General features: G+C 40.8%; 16 protein-coding genes. 10 read left to right on the plus strand and 6 right to left on the minus strand.

The window, feature by feature from the left end; all coding sequences use genetic code 11:
* Window positions 1-567: 567 nt before the first annotated feature.
* The gene (locus FDK13_RS11135) at window positions 568-3,054 is read left to right on the plus strand and encodes a bifunctional YncE family protein/alkaline phosphatase family protein (protein ID WP_137340052.1); all 2,487 of its coding nucleotides are present in this window, start codon (window positions 568-570) and stop codon (window positions 3,052-3,054) included.
* 362 nt (window positions 3,055-3,416) lie between these two features.
* Here the strand turns inward: FDK13_RS11135 and FDK13_RS11140 are convergent, their stop codons facing one another.
* The 5 genes from FDK13_RS11140 to FDK13_RS11160 all read right to left on the minus strand — a co-directional run bounded on the left by FDK13_RS11140 (window position 3,417) and on the right by FDK13_RS11160 (window position 7,742).
* Entirely contained in the window at window positions 3,417-3,695 is a 279-nt protein-coding gene (locus tag FDK13_RS11140) for a hypothetical protein (protein WP_137340053.1), read from the minus strand.
* 27 nt (window positions 3,696-3,722) lie between these two features.
* On the minus strand, window positions 3,723-4,892 hold the full coding sequence (locus FDK13_RS11145; RefSeq protein ID WP_137340054.1) for a hypothetical protein: 1,170 nt from the start codon (window positions 4,890-4,892) through the stop codon (window positions 3,723-3,725).
* Between the two features lie 427 nt (window positions 4,893-5,319).
* Window positions 5,320-6,219 carry a helix-turn-helix domain-containing protein gene (locus FDK13_RS11150; RefSeq protein WP_229216006.1) on the minus strand — a complete coding sequence of 300 codons (900 nt, stop codon included), beginning with the start codon at window positions 6,217-6,219 and terminating at the stop codon, window positions 5,320-5,322.
* A 96-nt stretch (window positions 6,220-6,315) separates the two neighbouring features.
* Entirely contained in the window at window positions 6,316-7,056 is a 741-nt protein-coding gene (locus FDK13_RS11155; protein WP_137340055.1) for an SDR family oxidoreductase, read from the minus strand.
* Window positions 7,057-7,283: 227 nt separating this feature from the next.
* The gene (locus tag FDK13_RS11160; RefSeq protein ID WP_137340056.1) at window positions 7,284-7,742 is read right to left on the minus strand and encodes a hypothetical protein; all 459 of its coding nucleotides are present in this window, start codon (window positions 7,740-7,742) and stop codon (window positions 7,284-7,286) included.
* A 242-nt stretch (window positions 7,743-7,984) separates the two neighbouring features.
* On the opposite strand from FDK13_RS11160, the gene FDK13_RS11165 reads away from it, so the two are divergent.
* The gene (locus FDK13_RS11165) at window positions 7,985-8,812 is read left to right on the plus strand and encodes an SGNH/GDSL hydrolase family protein (RefSeq protein ID WP_137340057.1); all 828 of its coding nucleotides are present in this window, start codon (window positions 7,985-7,987) and stop codon (window positions 8,810-8,812) included.
* Between the two features lie 182 nt (window positions 8,813-8,994).
* On the opposite strand, the gene FDK13_RS11170 is transcribed toward FDK13_RS11165, so the two are convergent.
* The gene (locus FDK13_RS11170) at window positions 8,995-10,005 is read right to left on the minus strand and encodes a helix-turn-helix transcriptional regulator (RefSeq protein ID WP_137340058.1); all 1,011 of its coding nucleotides are present in this window, start codon (window positions 10,003-10,005) and stop codon (window positions 8,995-8,997) included.
* Window positions 10,006-10,129: 124 nt separating this feature from the next.
* Between FDK13_RS11170 and FDK13_RS11175 the strand changes: the two genes are divergently transcribed.
* The 8 genes from FDK13_RS11175 to FDK13_RS11210 all read left to right on the plus strand — a co-directional run bounded on the left by FDK13_RS11175 (window position 10,130) and on the right by FDK13_RS11210 (window position 19,004).
* Window positions 10,130-10,384 (plus strand): hypothetical protein, encoded by a 255-nt coding sequence (locus FDK13_RS11175; RefSeq protein WP_137340059.1) that lies wholly within the window; start codon window positions 10,130-10,132, stop codon window positions 10,382-10,384.
* A gap of 130 nt (window positions 10,385-10,514) precedes the next feature.
* Entirely contained in the window at window positions 10,515-11,636 is a 1,122-nt protein-coding gene (locus tag FDK13_RS11180; RefSeq protein ID WP_137340060.1) for a Fic family protein, read from the plus strand.
* A 70-nt stretch (window positions 11,637-11,706) separates the two neighbouring features.
* Window positions 11,707-12,930, plus strand: coding sequence for a restriction endonuclease subunit S (locus FDK13_RS11185; protein ID WP_137340061.1), 1,224 nt, complete (start codon window positions 11,707-11,709; stop codon window positions 12,928-12,930).
* A gap of 32 nt (window positions 12,931-12,962) precedes the next feature.
* Window positions 12,963-13,178: a DUF2281 domain-containing protein gene (locus tag FDK13_RS11190; protein WP_137340062.1), complete on the plus strand. Its 216-nt coding sequence runs from the start codon at window positions 12,963-12,965 to the stop codon at window positions 13,176-13,178.
* A complete protein-coding gene (locus tag FDK13_RS11195; RefSeq protein ID WP_137340063.1) occupies window positions 13,178-13,573 on the plus strand; it encodes a type II toxin-antitoxin system VapC family toxin in 396 nt (131 codons plus the stop codon). The genes FDK13_RS11190 and FDK13_RS11195 overlap by 1 nt, the downstream gene beginning before the upstream one ends.
* Before the next feature lie 25 nt (window positions 13,574-13,598).
* Complete coding sequence (locus FDK13_RS11200; protein ID WP_137340064.1) at window positions 13,599-15,068, plus strand: type I restriction-modification system subunit M; 1,470 nt, start codon at window positions 13,599-13,601, stop codon at window positions 15,066-15,068.
* Between the two features lie 11 nt (window positions 15,069-15,079).
* Entirely contained in the window at window positions 15,080-18,484 is a 3,405-nt protein-coding gene (locus tag FDK13_RS11205) for a DEAD/DEAH box helicase family protein (RefSeq protein WP_137340065.1), read from the plus strand.
* A 58-nt stretch (window positions 18,485-18,542) separates the two neighbouring features.
* The gene (locus tag FDK13_RS11210) at window positions 18,543-19,004 is read left to right on the plus strand and encodes a hypothetical protein (protein ID WP_137340066.1); all 462 of its coding nucleotides are present in this window, start codon (window positions 18,543-18,545) and stop codon (window positions 19,002-19,004) included.
* The last annotated feature ends 41 nt before the right edge of the window (window positions 19,005-19,045 follow it).

Raw genomic sequence — 19,045 nt, forward strand, 5'->3', positions numbered from 1 at the left:
ATAGGGTTACACAAGACTCCTTTCCTGAAAGACTGGTTTTCCGGAATTCTAGTACTGAAAATATAAATAGCATAAAGCAATTGTCTAACCTGAAGTTCTGTATCCGTCCGACAAATCCATATTAACTAGTAGAGCTTTTTGCAGAAGTTCTACCAGTTTTGAGGAAATTTATTAGGCAGGTGGTTTAATAATCCGATTACATCTGACGCTGGACTTTTCACAAATACACATATAAGGTATAACGTAGCTGTGTTTAAGGTTTTCTAACCCCTCTCCGGATACCAGGTTTATCGGCTTTCCTTCTGGGAATGTTTGAAGAGTTTTTTCATCTTGTAAGTGCGTTCGAAAAAGTCTTACGGGCGTTTAACTTAACAAATTGATAATTAGGTTAATTTTTTTTGGTTGAGTAGAACAATTAGATTTATAATCTTGTAGATAAATCTTTGACCGATGAAGACAATTTGTAGTTGCTTCGTAATTCTGTATTTCCTGCTATGTGGTTTCGTACGGAAAAATGATTCACTTTACCCAGGAACCGTCTGAATGCAATAATACTACCAACTCACCATGACAAAAAAATTAAAATTTATACTTTGCCTGATGTTTGCGGGTGTTTTTACTTACAGCTGCAAGAAAAATATAGGCTCTGGCGTGCAGCAGGAGACTGCCATTTTTAAAGGGCTTTCGTCTAAACGAATTCATTTACCCAATGGATGGTCACTCACGCCGGTTGGAAGGAGCCTGGATCTGGATGATCTGCCTTTGAACCTGGTGGTTTCTCCTTCCAAAAAATATCTGGCTGTTACCAATAATGGTCAAAGCACGCAGAGCATTACTTTAATTGACGCGGCTTCGGAAAAAGTGCTGGACTCTGCCAAAGTGACTAAATCGTATCTGGGTTTGGCTTTCAGTCAGGATGAAAAAACTCTATATGCGTCCGGCGGAAATGATAATACGATTTTAGTATTCAAAATTGAGAATCAGCAGCTTGTTCCTGTGGAACCGATCGTATTGGGTAAACCCTGGCCTGTTAAAATATCGCCTACGGGCATAGCTGTCGACGATGCTCAGAAAAGGATTTATGTGGTCACGAAAGAAGATAGCTCGCTTTACATATGTGATTCTCAAACCAAAAAGACGATTGGAAAGTTAAATCTTGGTGCGGCAGCATATACTTGTTTGCTTTCCAATGACAAAAAAGAACTATACGTTTCACTTTGGGGTGGCTCACGGGTTGTGATTGTAAATACCGAAACCCAGAAAATATCAGCGGATATTGCCACCAATAAGAACCCCAACGATCTGCTGCTGACCAAAGACGGAAAGTTTTTGTATGTTGCTAATGGCAATGACAACACTGTTGCGCTCATTGATGTTGCCAAACGCCAGATATCCGAAACATTGACCACATCCCTTTTCCCGGATGCGCCAGTCGGTACCACGCCTAACGGGCTGGCAATGAGCGAGGATGAGAAAACATTGTATATTGCCAATGCAGATAACAACTGTCTTGCCGTATTTGACGTGGAAACCAAAGGACGCAGCCATTCCATTGGTTTTATCCCGACAGGATGGTATCCGACTGCTGTCAAAATCATAGGTTCAAAGATATTTGTCACTAACGGAAAAGGATTTTCCTCCAAAGCAAATCCGAAAGGCCCTAATCCCAACCTGTCAAAAGTTCCCCAACAGGTTGGTCCAAACCCACAGGCGTATACAGGTCGGGAACAATATATTGGTGGGTTGTTTAAAGGAACTTTGTCGATCATTGATGCACCGTCACAGCAGGAACTCTCAGCATACTCCCGTGCCGTTTACGCCAACACGCCTTATACCAAAAATAAGGAACTCAATGCGGAAGGTGAGGCTGGAAACCCGGTTCCCATGAAAGTAGGAGACAAGTCACCCATCAAATATGTATTCTACATTATCAAGGAAAACCGTACTTACGATCAGATTCTCGGCGATATGAAGGAAGGAAACGGAGATGCTTCGCTTTGTTTGTTTCCGGAAAAGGTAACACCAAACCAGCACGCGTTGGCCCGTGAATTTGTATTGCTGGATAACTTTTATGTAGATGCCGAGGTGAGTGCCGACGGACATAACTGGTCCTCGGCAGCTTATGCCAACGATTACGTAGAGAAAAACTGGGTGACAAGCTACGGTGGTCGCGGCGGAACTTACGATTATGAAGGTCAGAAAGAAATTGCCCACCCAAGGGACGGATTTATCTGGGACCATGCGTTAAGAGCAGGCGTAACGTTCCGGAGTTACGGCTGGTTTGCAGATGATGGAAAAGCAAATATCAAAACACTGGAAGGCAAGTATTGTCCCACCTTCGAAGGGTATGATTTAGGCTACAAGGATATCGACCGGGAAGCGGCTTGGGAGAAGGATTTTGATGAACTCGTGATCGCCGGCAAGCTTCCGAAGCTGAATACACTTCGGTTTGGCAATGACCATACCTCGGGCGCAAGTGTTGGCAAACCAACGCCATTTGCGGCGGTGGCTGATAATGACCTTGCTGTCGGGCGTTTTGTCGAGCATCTTTCCAAAAGCAATATTTGGAATGAATCAGTGGTGTTTATCCTTGAAGATGACGCCCAGAATGGCCCGGACCATGTGGATGCACACCGTTCTATTGCGTTTGTCGCGGGAGGTTTTGTGAAAAGAGGGTTTGTAGATCACACAATGTATTCAACCTCCGGAATGCTCCGAACGATGGAACTGATCCTGGGCTTGAAACCGATGAGTCAATACGACGCTGCCGCGGTTCCGATGTGGAGATGTTTTAGCAGCAAATCCAACCCGGCCACTTTTACCTCAAAAGACGCAGGTGTGGACCTTACCCAGAAGAATGTGGCGGTGAATACAAATTCGCGCCGTTCTGATCAGTTTGACCTTTCCGTCCCTGACGCCATTGACGATCTGATTTTCAGCAAGATCGTATGGCAAACGGTTCGTGGAAAAAACAGCATTATGCCAGCCCCGCGACGCGGCGCTTTTGTAAGACTTGAAAAAGGAGGGGATGAAGAGGAATCGGATCAGGACTAATTAAAATTCAAAAAAACTTTTGAAAAATACCGACTATTGATTGTTTTGCTTTTCGCAAATAATTTGTACTCAAAATTAGAAAAATACACAACCATTTAGAAGAAAGCCTGCTAAGAAAGCAGCTCTTAAATAATCAATCAGGTCATTTAAAATTTACTGAATATTTTAATTTTAGCCGAGGTAGCTAAAATTGACCGTGCGAGGAGCCGATACCTTCCTTTTTTGCAAGGAAGTTGCCGGCCCGGGAACCTGAAGTGATTTAATTTACACAAGTAATTCTTTCACGGCCGGTTTGTGACTATCATTTCATCTCCTTATGCTCGTCCTTCATCAGAAGACAGTTACATAGCGCAGGCTCCATATTACTTATAATTTTTATGTACCGGAAGTACAGTTTTACCATTTTTGTCTTTCACTTCACAAATCCCGTTCATGAGGACGGATACTGTTAAACTATCACTGGTCCCGCTTTTAACATGGTAAAGGTACGTACCGTTTTTTAATGCTTTGCCAAGATTTTCTCCAGTTACTACGTCTTTAATAATCCAAAAAAGAACCGGAAAAAGCCCTTCTGAATAAAAGACGAAAGTTACCTTGCGCCAAGCTTTCTCTCCAAATAATGAAATTCTATTTATTTTCATTCAGGACGGACTGAGGCAGTACTTTCATCAAACCCGGATTGTCAAGTATCTTTTGAAAGTTTTCTGAATTTGGATAGGGGATATGCATCCGGGGTTTTTCGAGGGTTTTTTATCACGCGTTTTCAGATACAAATGCACATTTTTTGTTTGTATTAATCTGATTGCCCGATCGTTTTTCATCGTTACGATATCCAGCGGGAACCTTTGCGCATGACTAAAAAACAATGCTGCAAAAAATAGTAATGCAACAATCGTGATTGCAATTTTAGACTTTTGCCCGCTAAAAAATTCTTCTGTTGGGCGTATAACAAACCATGCATTGCCAGCCAATCCCAAGTGAAGGATTTCGGTATATCGCGACGAAACATCAAAAAGCGCGTGTCCTCTTCCATAGGCCAGGGCCAAAACTTCTGCGCCAGTCCAGATAAAACAGCCGAACATCAAAAGGTCAAAACGCGTAAACCGACGGTTTGATAGGAGTACGGGAATTGTAATCAACGTTGGTAACCACATCAGACCGATGTATAACTTATGATCTGTAAGTGGCCATCCCATGACACGGATCGTCGTTTTTACCATTTCCGTCATGTTTTGGGCATGTAGAAAATTATGTCCTGCGACGTATGGCATCGTAAAGTATCCGGTTGCGGCAATTATCAAGAGGATAGAAATAACAAGCAGTTTTTTTGGTGACCAGTTCTTTTGGGTATATCCGTCAGCAGCGTAAACTATGGCTATGGCAATCGGTGTGACAAGACCTGAGGCCATCGTAACAATGCTTAGACAGCAAAGTCCGGCTACGACAACCATCGCTGAGGTACTTCGTGAACGGAATACTGCCAGTGCAAGAGCGGATAACGTAAAAAGATTTAGAAAGTAAAACTGACTTTGAAAACCTATTAATAAATTTTCCCACGAAAAAGGAAATACAGCACCAGCGACAATAACTGCGACTACCAGCCATCTGAGTCCATATAATTCTCTCCCTTTATAAAGCAGCCAGATCAGCAACAGCGGTGTCGATGCACCGAGTAAAATATTTAGTCTGGTTTCCGTCAGGTTACTCCACACCCCGGTAAGTTCAAAACTGAGCAAAGTCAATAGCCTGGTTGGAAATATCCTGTGTTCATTATGGCTGTTCCAGAGGTCTGAAAACGCAAGCTTTCCTTCGGTCCAGGGTTTTTTAACCCAACCCATTCAGCATCCCATTGATCCCAGAAAGGCAGTGCAACCGCGAAGTTTTCAACATAATACCATCTTGGAACAACAATGACGATACAAAGAATTACAAAGATCAGTTGCCGGTTAATTTCAGATTTGACAACTTTTGATGCGGGTTTTAATAAAGGAGCCGACTCAATCATTTTTATTCGAAATCAAAATGAAAGAGGCTTTATGCGTGGTCTTTGTATTAAAAAAAGTATAGTTTAACCAAAAGGTTATAGTGGAGGTAAATAACATTGTCTGTAAAAATTTGTTAGGGATATTGCATTTTATGGGATAAAAATGCCCTTAAAGCTAGGAGCATAATAATCCTGTTAAACTAAGGAGTCCAAAAATGTTCAAATGGTTGCAACCGGGAGGGAATTTTTAACGAAGCTCAACAGATTTCAGGAAAAACCTGTTAATCGAAGGATTGGCGGAATTCTAATGGAGATAAATTTGTCTTTTGTTTGAACAATTTGTTGAAAGACTGCGGATGTTCAAATCCAAGTTTATAAGCGATTTCGGCGATTGTCTGGCTTGTATTACTCAGGATATTTTTTGATTTTTCAATCAGTTGATTATGAATGTGTTGTTGTGTGTTATAACCCGTGAGCGATTTTAGCATATCCGTCAGATAACGTGGGGAAACGTTGAGGTGATCTGAAACCTCCTGAACCGTTGGCAATCCGGATAAAGTGGATTTTTGGCTGTCGAACCGATTTGAAAGATAAACGTTCAATTTGTCAATAATATCGCTATGCACCGACTTGCGCGTAAGGAATTGCCTGTTGTAATACCGGTTGCTGTAATTAAGTAAGAGTTCGAGCTGGGAAACCAAAACATCCTGGCTGAAATTGTCGATGTTATGATCGAGTTCATTGGCGATTGCTTCAAATAAAGCGGCGACGACAAGTTTTTCTTTTTCGGATAAAAACAAAGCCTCTGAGACGGAATAGGAAAAGTAGCCATACTTTTGAATAGCAGAACCCAGCGGATAATTCCTGATCAGATCCGGGTGAAAATATAGGGAATATCCTTCATAACCATTTTGATTATCGGACATCGTAACAATCTGGTTCGGGGCAAGAAAAGCCAGTCCGCCTTCTTCAAAATCATAATAACCCTGACCATATTTCACCTGACCGCTGAAGCTGGTTTTAAAGGATATTTTATAAAAACCAAGAGAGAATTTGTTTCCCGCATCAGCCAGCGAAACTTTTACATGGCTATAATCGATAAGAGTAACTAGGGGATGAAGTGGTTTGGGCTGCTCCATTCGCCTCATCAATTCGGATATACTGTTATAGTTTTGAAGCATGGTCGTAGGCTTTTCTTGTAAACTTTATTTTTCAATGGTCTGTAAAATACAGGCAAAGCTCAAAGATTTTTGACCGTGCCTGTGTAAAGTTACAAACTAATCCTGAGCAGTAGGCCGGATAACAATATCTCCGACATCAACATTGGAAGGCAGCCCGATGGCAAAAGAAACAGCGCTGGCAATGGCATCAGGCGAGATCGCGACGGTCCCCATTTTATCTATAATGGCAGAGCGCATTTGTTCGTCTTTTATGCCGTCTGCGAATTCTGTTTTTACAAAACCGGGCGAAATACCTGTAACGCGCCACCGGCCATTGGATTCCTGGCGCAAGGCTTCGCTGATTGTGCGAACTGCATTTTTCGTCCCCGCATAAACACCCTGCATCGGGACAATTTTTATTCCGGATGTGGAAATAATGTTGATGATATGTCCTGATCCCTGTTGCTTAAAAACAGGGATTGCCGCAGCGATACCATAAAGAACGCCTTTGAGATTTACATCAATCATTTCTTCCCAACCTTCAACATCAAGCTCATCAATGCGGGATAAGTGACTAATCCCTGCATTATTAATCATAACATCAAGTCTTCCGAAGTGGTCGCAGGCTAGCTTTACAAGTTTTTCTGAATCCTGCCTGCATTTAACATCAGTAACCGTATAAACGGCCTCCCCGCCATGTTCCGTAATTGTAGCCACGAGTTCTTCCAGCCGATTGGACCGGCGAGCTCCCAATACAACTTTTGCTCCCTGTTTTGCAAGCATCAATGCAATTGCTTCGCCGATACCGCTGCTCGCTCCTGTAATCGCTACAACTTTTCCTTTTATTTCGCTTTCCATACAATTCGTTTAAAAATGATGAAGCAAAATTCCTGAGAAAATACATGTGAAGTGTATCCGGAATCGCAAAGGCTGTAGTCTAAATCTCAGCCCGTGAAATTTCCATTAATTTAAAACAGAAATTCCAGGCAACATTCACGTTTATTGGTAAGCGTGAGTACTGACTGAAATCTTTGTCTTAATAATTGGGGGAGAAACCTTCGCTCTTCACATAGTATTACTTATCCTTATTTTTTCCTGACATAAACTTCAACAATTTCCTGATTAACATTGAGGCTGTCGATTTTCTCAATTCCGGTCTGTATCAGCGAGTCGTTCTGTACGCGTAGTTTGAATTTGAAATCCCTGTTTTCCCAGTCGCGGTAATTGCAATAGGCCAGATGTTCCGAATAGTTTCCGTCTTTCAATTCATAAGTTCCGGCACCGGAATCGAATATTGCAGCCTCGCCTTTACCTCCGTTAAGGTCATGTTTGAAAAATGCGAATGTATTTTCGTTGAATATTTTAATCATTTCCTGGCCCGTGACGGGAAAAGTTGCAACAGTATCACCCTTGGTAATCACCTTGCTTGAAACCAGTGTCCACGTTCCCGCTATAGAAGGAGCGGTTTCTATTTTTGTATCGATTTTTTCTGTACAACTGATCAGGCCAAAAAACAAGGCAGAGGCTAGTAATGTAATTCTCATTTGTTTGAATTTAGGGTGAGTGTTTAAGAATTGGATTGTGTGCTTACCTATGAAGCCGCGCAATTTAGTTTTGTTTCGATAAAGTTTTAGAAAATTGCAGAATCTTCCTTTTTTGTCTATCTGATTCTTTACAAAATGTTGGTCGAATTTTCAGATTTCATAAGTATTTTTTAATACTTGGAGGTTTATGTAGGTGTTTTAAATTTAATATTCGAAGATCAACGCATAGCTATCTGTATTCCATGAAGAAGTTTTTTCTCCTTACTGTTTTAATCTTTTTATCGATTGCATCCGCACCCCGGAAAATTACCTGGGTTGCCATCGGTGATTCTATTACCTACCTGAATGACCACAAGGATGAAACGGGTAACCGTGTCACAAAAGGTTATATGACACTAATTACGGAAAAACATCCTCAGATAGAATACATCAATCAGGGCCACAACGGCTGGACTTCCATCAACATAGCCGACAAAATTGAGTCGCTCGAATTGGTAAAAGCTGATGTGTATACTGTGTTTTTGGGAACCAACGACTGGTGGCAGGGGAAAACATTGGGTTCAATAGATGACTATGAAAACAATGCCGGAACGGGGACGGTTTACGGAGCGTTTCGCATTATTAACAACAAACTGAAAAGTCTCAATAAAAAAGCGAAAATAATCCTGATCACACCTATGCAGCGGGGTGATTTTGTGTATATTAATAGTGCTAAAAACAATGCTTACGGTTCGTATCGGAAAAAGAATAAGCAGGATCTTGAAGAGTTCGTTAACGCGATCGTTGAAATAGGGAAACTTGAAAAATTTCCTGTTGTTGATCTTTACCATGATAGTGGAATTACACTGGATAATATGGTCAATTTCAAAAGGCTGAAAGATCCGCAAACCGGAACCTACATAAACTACGGATATCCAGCCTACACAGCCGTTCCTTTCGATCCGGAAAAAGATGAATATCCTTATCCGGTTGAGGCGATTAATATGACTTATGACGGGCTCCATCCTTCGGATAAGGGGTATGAGGTGATTGCGGGGATGGTGGAGAAGGCTTGGAAGGGGTTAAATTGATATTGGGATTTGTGTGTTGAAACGAATTATGCGATCCCGGGGTTGAAACCCCGCGCTACAATGTCGGTCATGCCTACGGCATTGGGACGTAAAAAATACCGTAGGTATGGCTACGCGCCCCGGGCCGACATTGTAGCAACGGAATTCATTCCGTTGGCATTCCGTTAGTTTGTGAAATGAATCTATCCATAATTCCGCACCGCCTCCACCAATCTACCCACAATCAAATCCCTAAACCCCTCCGGCCCTAAAACCTTCACCCGGTCCCCAAAAGAAAGAACCAAACCTTCCAGCTCGTAATTTGGAATTACCTCAATCGATATCCTTAATTCCTCTTCACCCTTTGAAACCGTTTTCTGCGATTCATGCAACGGTTTGGAAGAAATATACGGCGCGGTTTGCTTGTCGAAAGCCAATACTATTTTTTGAACTGCAACATTTTCGTGCCTGGTCACACCGATGATATCCTCAAAATAAGTATTAAAATCACAAACCGTATTGGGAATAAAAGGAATCCCTCTTTTTGAAATTTCAACGATTCTGTCCAAAGCCAGATTCATTATTTTCTGACGATCATGATGAAGGCCGAATAGGAACCATCGGTTATTATATTGTTTCAAATAATAAGGATGAATAATATTTTCAACCGCCACCTCACTTTTGAAAGATTGGTATTGAATGCAAAGAGGCCGTTTGTACAAGATATCATGAAATAATCCTCCCAGATGTTCGATTCCTGTCAGATATTGATTATTGTCGAAACTGATAATCGTATCACTATCGTGTTCCAGCAGAAATGCCTGTTCCAGTTTTGGCGAAAGCTCATTCACCCATTCAAACTGCGGCATTCCTTTAAACCTTGATAAAATTTGCATAGCAGATTTTACCTGTTCAATTTCTGCCTGGTTCAGTGGTTGTTTGTCGATGGAGAAATTTGGATCACGGTATCGGTAATAGGTCCGTTTTCCATCTTTTAATCTATCAAGCTCCACGCACCAGCCCTCTTCGCTTTCCATGAATTTGATATCAGCATACAGCTGGCGTATCTGAATTCCTTCAGCACCTGGATTAATTTCCTGCAACTTTTCATTACAGGCATTCAGCAGATCTGCTATAAAATATTTCCTGCCGGGATTGGCAAAACATTTGTCCAAAACGTGAAATCGGATGAGGGCTTGTTTATTCTGAGACATGAGGTTCGGTTATATTTCCGAAAATAAATGTTTCTCTGCAGATACACTGCATAGGTAGTGACAATCTTTGTTTTGTGGAACGACAAAAGATTTTATTTTCACTTAATCAGCACGAAAACGTATCATGAAAAGCAATTATCAAACAAAAATCACTTTGCTCTGCAAAAGCTGCGGAAGCAATGACATTCAGCTAACAGATGACAAAACGTATGCGAAATGCAACAACTGCCAAAGAGAATACAGCGGCGGATACGATGAACTTGTGTCCTTGAATCAAAAGCGGATTGACAAAGAAGTTGATAAAATGAGAAATCAAGTTATTAAAGATGCAGAGGAGGAAATTAATAAAATGATAAAAAAGGCTTTTGGAGGCAGGTAATTTTTAAAGCCAATAAACTAAACTTAGTAATTCCTTAGTTTAGTTTATTGGCTCAAAACTAAACTTAAAATATTTTTAGTTTAGTTTTGTAATGTAATTCTAAACTAAGCAATGTTTAATTCTTATTTCAATGAAGAGTTTTAAAGCAGGAATCCATATTAACCAAGGTTACTATAAAAGTTTTCAACCTGAGAAAATTAATCGAAATTGGATAGTGGATGATATGAAGCTACTTAGCTTGTTGAGTAAGGCAGATCGCTTTTTGGGAAGATTGGATATGTATTCCGAATATGTGAATATAGATTTGTATATCCGAATGCATATTGCCAAAGAAGCTACGCAGTCGTCCAAAATTGAAGGTACACAAACGAATATGGAAGAGGCGTTTCTGGATAAAGAAGAGATTGCCGTAGAAAAACGGGAAGATTGGGAAGAGGTGCAAAACTACATTAGTGCTATGAATGAAGCTGTGAAGCAATTACATACCCTTCCATTTTCATCGCGCCTAATACGGCAAACCCATAAAATTTTGTTGAATGGTGTACGAGGAAGGCATAAACAACCAGGAGAATATCGTACAAGTCAGAACTGGATTGGAGGAGCCTCTATAAATGATGCCGTGTTTGTTCCGCCTGTACATACTTCAATAGCGGATTTAATATCAGATATTGAAAAATTTGCAAATGACGAGTTAAATCTTCTACCGGATTTACTGAAAATTGCGCTTATTCATTACCAATTTGAAACGATACATCCCTTTTTAGATGGTAACGGAAGAGTAGGCAGGCTGCTTATCACACTCTATTTGGTTGACAAAGGAATACTGAAAAAACCCATATTGTATTTGTCAGATTATTTCGAGCGGAATAGGACATTATATTATGATAATTTAATGAGGGCCAGAACACATAATGATATTAATCAATGGGTGAAATTTTTTCTGGTTGGAATTATTGAAATATCTAAAAACGGAGTAGAAACATTTGATGCGATTCTGCAATTACAGCGAAGTCTCGAAATCAAAATACAATCTTTTGGAAGCCGCGCAAAGGAAGCAAAAAAAATAGTTGAATACCTTTATGAACAACCCATTATTGGAGCATCAAGAGTGGAAAAGCTTACCGGAAAGTCAAAGGCTACTAATTACAAATTGCTGGCAGATTTGGAAAGATTAGAAATCTTAAAGGAAGTTTCAGGAGGGCAGCGTAACAAATTATATGTTTTCAAGGACTATTTGGATCTATTTAGTTAAAAACAAATTATAACCAAAAGAGGATTGTACGCTAAAATTTACGAAATACCACAACCTAAAAACCCTACATTTGCACAAATGGAGGGTTTTTAAACCAATTGAAAATACTTCAAAAGGAAAATTATTTGATGATCAGTTATTTATGAGTAAAAAGATAAAGTTAGGAGATGTAGTAAAAATTTCGAAGGGTAAAAAACATGCTGAGACTCCATATTCTGAATCTTCCAAAAGATATATTCAAATTGAAGATCTGTCAAATTCGATTAACGAGAAGTTTACTGATGAAAATGGAGTTGAGGTAAATAAGGATGACGTGATTATTGCGTGGGATGGAGCGAATGCAGGAAAAGTGGGATCTAATCTTGAAGGTGTAATTGGAAGTACTCTGGCAAGATTAAGAATTATCAATAATGATTTAAATCACGACTTCCTTTTTAGATTTTTGAATTCTAAATTTGATTTAATAAAATCTCAAAGAACAGGTGCGACCATTCCGCACGTTTCTGGTGAAGCGCTGAGAAATCTACAAATCCCACTCCCCAATCTCCAAACCCAAAAACACATCGCATCCATCTTAGACAAAGCCGATGCACTACGCCAACAAAACCGCCAACTTTTGGCTCACTATGATGCGTTGCTGCAAAGTACGTTTATTGAAATGTTTGGTGAAATTAATACTGACTCCACCAACTGGCCAGTTTTAAAAATTGAAGAAATTGCAGAAGAAAAAAAGGGAAGTATGAGAACCGGACCTTTTGGTAGTGATTTACTTCATAGTGAATTTGTTGATGATGGTGTTTTTGTGCTTGGAATTGATAATGTAGTGAACAACAGATTTGAATGGGATAGACTCCGTTATATTTCTTTGGAAAAGTATGAGAAACTCAATCGATACACTGTAAAACCTGGTGACTTATTGATTTCTATAATGGCAACAGTTGGCAGAGTCGCAATTGTGCCGGAGGAAATGCCCCTGGCTATAAATTCCAAGCACCTTGCTGCAATTAGTTTAGATAGGGACAAAGTTGAGCCAATTTTCATTGCTTATAATTTACATTCTAATCCCGAAGTGGTGAAGCAAATTACTGCCGGGGGACGGGGTGCAATTATGACAGGACTTAATTTGGGCTTAATTCGTAAGATTGGATTAAAAATACCTCCCTTGGCACTTCAAAAACACTTTGTAAAGATTTCTGAAAAAATTGAATCACAAAAGGAGCAAACTAAAAAATCCCTCGCCGAAAGCGAATCTCTATTCCAAGGTCTCCTTTCCACTTATTTCGGGGATAATTGATTATATTTGAAAGAATAAAAACACGAATAGCTATGCTTACTGTGATAGAAGGAGTTTACGAAAACGGTCAGATCGTACTGGAACATACGCCGAAGCTCAATACCAAAACCAAGGTAATGGTGATATTTGAGGAAATAATAGAAACTGAAGTTGCACCTAAGAAGCGCACTTTTGGCATCTCAAAAGGCACGATCCAAATGAGTCCGGATTTTAATGACCCTTTGGACGATCTAAAAGATTATATGTAATGAAGTTATTGCCGGATACACACGCAGTTTTATGGTTTATCGAGGGGGATTTAAAACTTTCTGCAAAGGCAAGAGAACTTATTGAAAATCCTCGTAATGAAATTTATGTCAGTGTAACAAGCTTCTTTGAAATATCCATCAAGTTAAAATTAGGTAAACTCTCCTTGCAAAAATCTTTAAATCTGATTTTTCAGGATATAACCGACGCTTACATTCAAGTGCTCCCCATAAGTAATGCACATTTGCTCGAATATCAGAATGTCCCACTAATAAATGATCATCGCGACCCATACGATCGCATGCTTGTTGCAACTGCTGTTGCCGAAAATGCTGGTATGATTAGCATTGACCAAAAATTTGAAAACTACCTGGCATTGGTAAATGTCATCTGGTGATTCCCCAAACTTCTAAAAAAACACAATGCTTACAGGCGAGAAACGTTCACAAATAGATAAAATATGGAATGCCTTCTGGTCGGGTGGCGTTTCCAATCCGCTTACCGTTATTGAGCAGATCACGTATTTGCTTTTCATTAAACGGCTGGATGAAATACAAACTACGAAGGAATTAAAGGCCAATTTGCTGCATCAGGCCATCGAGTCGCCTATATACACGGACGAGCAGTCGGATCTGCGTTGGAGCCGGTTTAAAGACCGCGAGCCGGAAGATCTGTTCTCACATTTCCGGAAAGAATCCGGCGTTTTCGATTTTATCAAAACCATGGGAACAGCAGCAGATTTCAGCCGTTTTATGAAAGGCGCCACCTTTATGATTCCAACAGGCCGTCTGCTGGCTCAGGTGATCGATCTGCTCAGCGACGTGCAGATGACAGACCGCGATACCAAAGGTGATATTTACGAATATCTGCTTTCCAAAATCGCATCCGCCGGTACCAACGGACAGTTCCGTACGCCCCGCCACATTATCAAAATGATGGTGGATATGATGGAGCCATTGCCACAGGATGTCATTTGTGATCCGTCGGCTGGAACCTGTGGTTTCCTGGTAGCATCCGCAGAATACGTGCAAACCAAATACGAAGACCGTTTCGGCGACCCGGAATTTAGGAAACATTTCAACGAGAAAATGTTCATGGGTACCGAGTTCGACGCGACTATGTTACGCATCGGCGCAATGAACATGATGATGCACGGAATCGAAAATCCTAACCTGATCGATGTCGATGCTTTATCGGAAGCCAATGCCGGATTTACGGATGCAGCCACGTTGGTATTAGCCAATCCGCCCTTCAAAGGAAGTCTTGACCATGAATCTGTTGAAAAGAATATTCTGGCAAAAGTCAGTTCCAAAAAAACAGAATTGCTTTTTCTGGGTTTGATGTTGAGAGGTTTGAAAATCGGCGGACGTGCAGCGGTGATCGTTCCGGACGGGGTTTTGTTCGGTTCGTCAAAAGCGCATATCCAGATCCGAAAGGAAATCAGCGATCGTCATCAATTGAAAGCGGTGATCTCCATGCCTTCCGGCGTGTTCAAACCCTATGCAGGAGTCAGCACCGCGATTTTGATTTTCACCAGAACGGATTCCGGCGGAACTGAAAATGTCTGGTTTTACGATATGCAGGCCGATGGGTATAGTCTGGACGACAAACGCCAGGAAATTTCCAACAGCGACATTGAAGATATCGTGACCCGTTTCCGTAATCTGGAACAGGAAACTGAACGGAAAAGAACGGATAAATCATTTTTTGTACCCTTTGGTGAAATCATAGCAAATAATTACGATCTTAGCATCAACCGGTACAAGGAAGTGGTTCATGAGGAAAAGTTTTATGAAAAACCGGAAGTGATCATTTCGAGAATAAAGGAATTGGACGAGGCGCGCCGGAAAAATTTAGCAGAACTTGAAAAACTACTCTCCGTTGAAATTTAGATAAACGATTAATGCTCAAATCCAACTTCTTTTTCCTGACCAATGAATGGGCTGATATTTATGAAACGGCCAAAAAAGCAGAAAGTTATGCAATAACGGAACCGACGGTTTCCGCATTTTTGAGCAGGAAAGCACTGGAAGAAATGCTGACGTGGCTTTACGATAACGACAGCACGTTGCGGCTTCCGGCAAAGGAACAGTTCAATTTGAATGATCTGCTTCGGGAACAAAGTTTCAAAGATTCCTGGGGAAGGGAGTTTGGGCAGGAATTGCATATTGTAAAGAATACGGGGAATAATGCGGCGCATAAAAGCGTGACGATAGGCGCTAACGAATCGTTGGCGAGCATCAAATATTTGTTCCGCTTTTCTTCAAACGTCGTCCGGACCTATTCCAGCACACCTTATTCCTATCTGCCTTTTGATGAAAGTTTGATTCCTGATAAAGGAAATGAACTTTCAAAAAAGGCATACGAACAAATTTTGAAAGATGCGCAACTGCATTCTATCGAACTGGATCGCCGGATTGCGGAGCTTAGTGCGAAGGAAGAGGAGCTGGAAAAGATAAAGGCAAAGCTGGCGCATTACGAACAGCTGAGCCAGCAAAACGGAATTGTTGCGGCCCCCCAGGTATTATCTGAAAAAGAAACCCGGAAATTATATATAGATGTATTACTCCGGCAATCGGGCTGGGATATTGAAGCGGCCAATGTTCAGGAATTTGCTGTTTCGGCCGTTGACGAGCATACGGGCGAAATTAAAAATCTGAAAGTCGATTATGTACTTTGGGGAGATGACGGCAAACCTGTGGCCGTTATCGAAGCGAAACGTACAACGCTGGAAAGAGAGCGGGGCAGGCAACAGGCTAAAAATTATGCTGACGCCCTGGAAAAGCAATATGGACAGAGGCCGGTTATTTATTATACCAATGGATTTGAAACCTCTTTTTGGGATGATCTGCAATATCCGCCCGGAAAGGTATATGGGTTTCTGAATGCGGATGAGTTAAGGCGGATCATGAACAGACGCCGGGAGAGGCTACCGCTCAAAAATCAAAATATTAATCAGACGATCGCGGGCCGTTACTATCAGGAACGCGCAATCAGGCGTGTTGCCGAACGGTTTGAAGACGAACATCAGAAAAGGGCGCTTTTGGTGATGGCAACGGGTACTGGAAAAACCCGCGTATCAGCAGCCATCGTCGATTTGCTCGCAAAAGCACAATGGATAAAACGGGTGCTTTTTCTGGCCGACCGAAATGCGCTGATCACGCAGGCATTGAAAAATTACAACGAATATCTCCCGAGCCTCACAGGTATTGACCTGACCAAAGAACAGGATCAGGGAAGTGCCCGCATTGTTTTTTCAACGTATCAAACGATTATCAATAAGATTGACGAGGATTATCGAAATGGAAAACGGTACTATGGTGTCGGTCATTTTGATTTGATCATCATTGACGAAGCACACCGCTCGATCTATGATAAATATGGGGCTGTCTTCGAATATTTTGACGGATTATATCTTGGCTTAACTGCGACACCGAAAAACGAAACCGACCGTGATACCTACGCTCTTTTCAATCATCAGCAGGGAGACCCGACTGACGCTTACGAATATACAACGGCCGTCGCCGACGAGTTTTTAAGGCCGGTTAAACAAGTACCGCTGGAATTGAAATTTCCTACACAGGGAATCCGATACAGTGATTTGTCGGAAGAAGAAAAACGAGATTGGGAGCTTAAATTTTATGATCCCACGACAGGACAAGTAATGGATGAGATCAACTCTGGTGCGATTAACCAGTGGTTATTTAATCAGGATACGGTTGATAAAGTCCTGTTGAAATTCATGGAAGTAGGGCAGAAGGTCGAAGGAAATGAGAAAATTGGAAAAACCATCATTTTCGCCCGTAGCCATAAACACGCCGAATTTATATATGAAAGGTTCAATGCTTTGTATCCTCAATATAAAAACGTTTCCGACTTTGCCAAGATCATCGATAACTACGATCCTAATGCGGAAAAAACGATCTTAAATTTCAAGATAAAAGATAAATATCCGCAAATTGCTATTTCCGTAGACATGCTGGATACGGGTATTGACGTGCCTGAAATATTAAACCTAATTTTCTTCAAACCTGTTTATTCTGCGGCTAAATTCTGGCAAATGCTGGGAAGAGGTACACGTTTATGCGAAAATATTTTTGGCCCGGAACTGGACAAAAAAGATTTTTATGTATTTGATGTCTGCGGCACATTTGAATATTTTGATGAAAATCCGGAAGGAATAATGCCTGCGCGGGCAAAGTCTTTAAGTGAAAATACTTTCAACGCCAGAGCGGAGCTGGTCTATCTGTTACAAACGCAGGGTGATCCGTTGCCAGACAGTGATGATTTTCAATTAGCTAAAAACATTGGTGAAATATTAAGTAAACAGGTTTCCGATCTGGATACAACAGGTTTCCTGGTGAGGTTACATCTGCGACATGTAGAGCATTACCGCAAAACAGAGGTCTGGGATTCGATCAAAGAAAAACAGATCAGTGAATTAGCAGAACACGTTGCCCCACTCGTTTCAAATGAAGAGACTAACGAAAAGATCAAGCGGTTTGATTTGATGATGGTCAAACTTCAACTGGCTATACTGAGAAGCGAGCCGTCGCAGGAAAGTTATGTGGAAAAACTTGTGAGTACAGCGTCCGAATTATTGAGAAAGTCAGGAAATGTGCCCGCGATAACCAAAAAGAAAGATATTCTCGCCCGGATCGTTCAGCCAGAATTCTGGGAGAATGTTTCAATTTCTGTACTTGAAAATGTCAGAACCGAGATCAGGGATTTAACCAAGTTGCTGGAAAATTCAGGAAGAAGTATTTTCTACACCAATTTTAAAGATGAGATAACAGCTCCTGTCACGATTCAGGATTTCAGCGGAAATTTTGGAAGTTACGAAAGTGTCTACGCAAAGCTGAAAAAAATCATCAAAAAGCATGAGAACCATTTAACCATACACAGACTTCACACCAATCAGCCTATCACTTCCGCAGAACTGGACGAATTGGACAGAATGCTATTTGAGGAATCCGGCGCACAAACGCATGAAGAATTTAAGAAGATTCTGGGAGAAAAGCCGCTGGGTATTTTTGTCAGATCTATTTTAGGGATGGACCGTAATTCCGCAAAGGAAGCTTTTTCTGCTTTTTCCGCAAACGGACCATTAACCTCAGTTCAAATAGAATTTATCAATTACGTGATCAACCAGCTGACCCAAAATGGAAAAATAGATCCCGAAATGCTTTTCGACGCACCGTTTACGAAGTTTCATGAGCAAGGAGTTGCAGGGGTATTTTCCAGGAACGATGCAGAGAAGGTAATTGAGATGGTGAAAGAGGTGAATGGTCGGGCGGTTGCGGGGTAGGGTTAAGATATAGATTTAAAAAATTTAATATGCTTAAATATCAGATGTGTAATTAGCGATGCCAAATTATAAAAATGAGCAGTTCAACTTTTTAAGAATAACCAAATTTTTTGCGATAGCAGGTTTTTTTATTCCTGGTTTTACTGTGGTTGCATTATTAGGAATTCAAAAACTTTTCGAGTTATCTGGGATGGATTGCGAAAATGCCTTGAAATCTGTTTGGTGGTTGTGTACGGTTGGGAGTATCGGTTTACCGATTATTTTTTTGCTTTACTTAAATCGAAAAACAATAATAAGAAAGCAAGATCTTGATCTAAAAGTTGGTGTGTTTAATCTCCTTGAATATATCTTTATTCAGGCAGCTCTTGAAATATTTTTCTCAAATCCCGATACGCTATGTAACGTCACAGACGGGCAAAATGGAATCGAACTGGTTTTCACTGGCTGGCTGGCTATTCCATTTTTATTTATTTTGGGGTTTATTTTTAACAAGCAGAAAGTTATAGTTGAATATTTCTGATGTTGAACGATATAATAATTTTTTTATATCTGATTTAAATT

This window comes from Dyadobacter frigoris (assembly GCF_005280585.1).
GTDB lineage: Bacteria > Bacteroidota > Bacteroidia > Cytophagales > Spirosomataceae > Dyadobacter > Dyadobacter frigoris.

Bases quoted from the DNA above. Each gene is read 5' to 3' on its own strand.
- FDK13_RS11135 (WP_137340052.1), top strand. From the start codon at position 568: ATGACAAAAAAATTAAAATTTATACTTTGCCTGATGTTTGCGGGTGTT.
- FDK13_RS11140 (WP_137340053.1), bottom strand. From the start codon at position 3,695: ATGAAAATAAATAGAATTTCATTATTTGGAGAGAAAGCTTGGCGCAAG.
- FDK13_RS11145 (WP_137340054.1), bottom strand. From the start codon at position 4,892: ATGGGTTGGGTTAAAAAACCCTGGACCGAAGGAAAGCTTGCGTTTTCA.
- FDK13_RS11150 (WP_229216006.1), bottom strand. From the start codon at position 6,219: ATGCTTCAAAACTATAACAGTATATCCGAATTGATGAGGCGAATGGAG.
- FDK13_RS11155 (WP_137340055.1), bottom strand. From the start codon at position 7,056: ATGGAAAGCGAAATAAAAGGAAAAGTTGTAGCGATTACAGGAGCGAGC.
- FDK13_RS11160 (WP_137340056.1), bottom strand. From the start codon at position 7,742: ATGAGAATTACATTACTAGCCTCTGCCTTGTTTTTTGGCCTGATCAGT.
- FDK13_RS11165 (WP_137340057.1), top strand. From the start codon at position 7,985: ATGAAGAAGTTTTTTCTCCTTACTGTTTTAATCTTTTTATCGATTGCA.
- FDK13_RS11170 (WP_137340058.1), bottom strand. From the start codon at position 10,005: ATGTCTCAGAATAAACAAGCCCTCATCCGATTTCACGTTTTGGACAAA.
- FDK13_RS11175 (WP_137340059.1), top strand. From the start codon at position 10,130: ATGAAAAGCAATTATCAAACAAAAATCACTTTGCTCTGCAAAAGCTGC.
- FDK13_RS11180 (WP_137340060.1), top strand. From the start codon at position 10,515: ATGAAGAGTTTTAAAGCAGGAATCCATATTAACCAAGGTTACTATAAA.
- FDK13_RS11190 (WP_137340062.1), top strand. From the start codon at position 12,963: ATGCTTACTGTGATAGAAGGAGTTTACGAAAACGGTCAGATCGTACTG.
- FDK13_RS11195 (WP_137340063.1), top strand. From the start codon at position 13,178: ATGAAGTTATTGCCGGATACACACGCAGTTTTATGGTTTATCGAGGGG.
- FDK13_RS11200 (WP_137340064.1), top strand. From the start codon at position 13,599: ATGCTTACAGGCGAGAAACGTTCACAAATAGATAAAATATGGAATGCC.
- FDK13_RS11205 (WP_137340065.1), top strand. From the start codon at position 15,080: ATGCTCAAATCCAACTTCTTTTTCCTGACCAATGAATGGGCTGATATT.
- FDK13_RS11210 (WP_137340066.1), top strand. From the start codon at position 18,543: ATGCCAAATTATAAAAATGAGCAGTTCAACTTTTTAAGAATAACCAAA.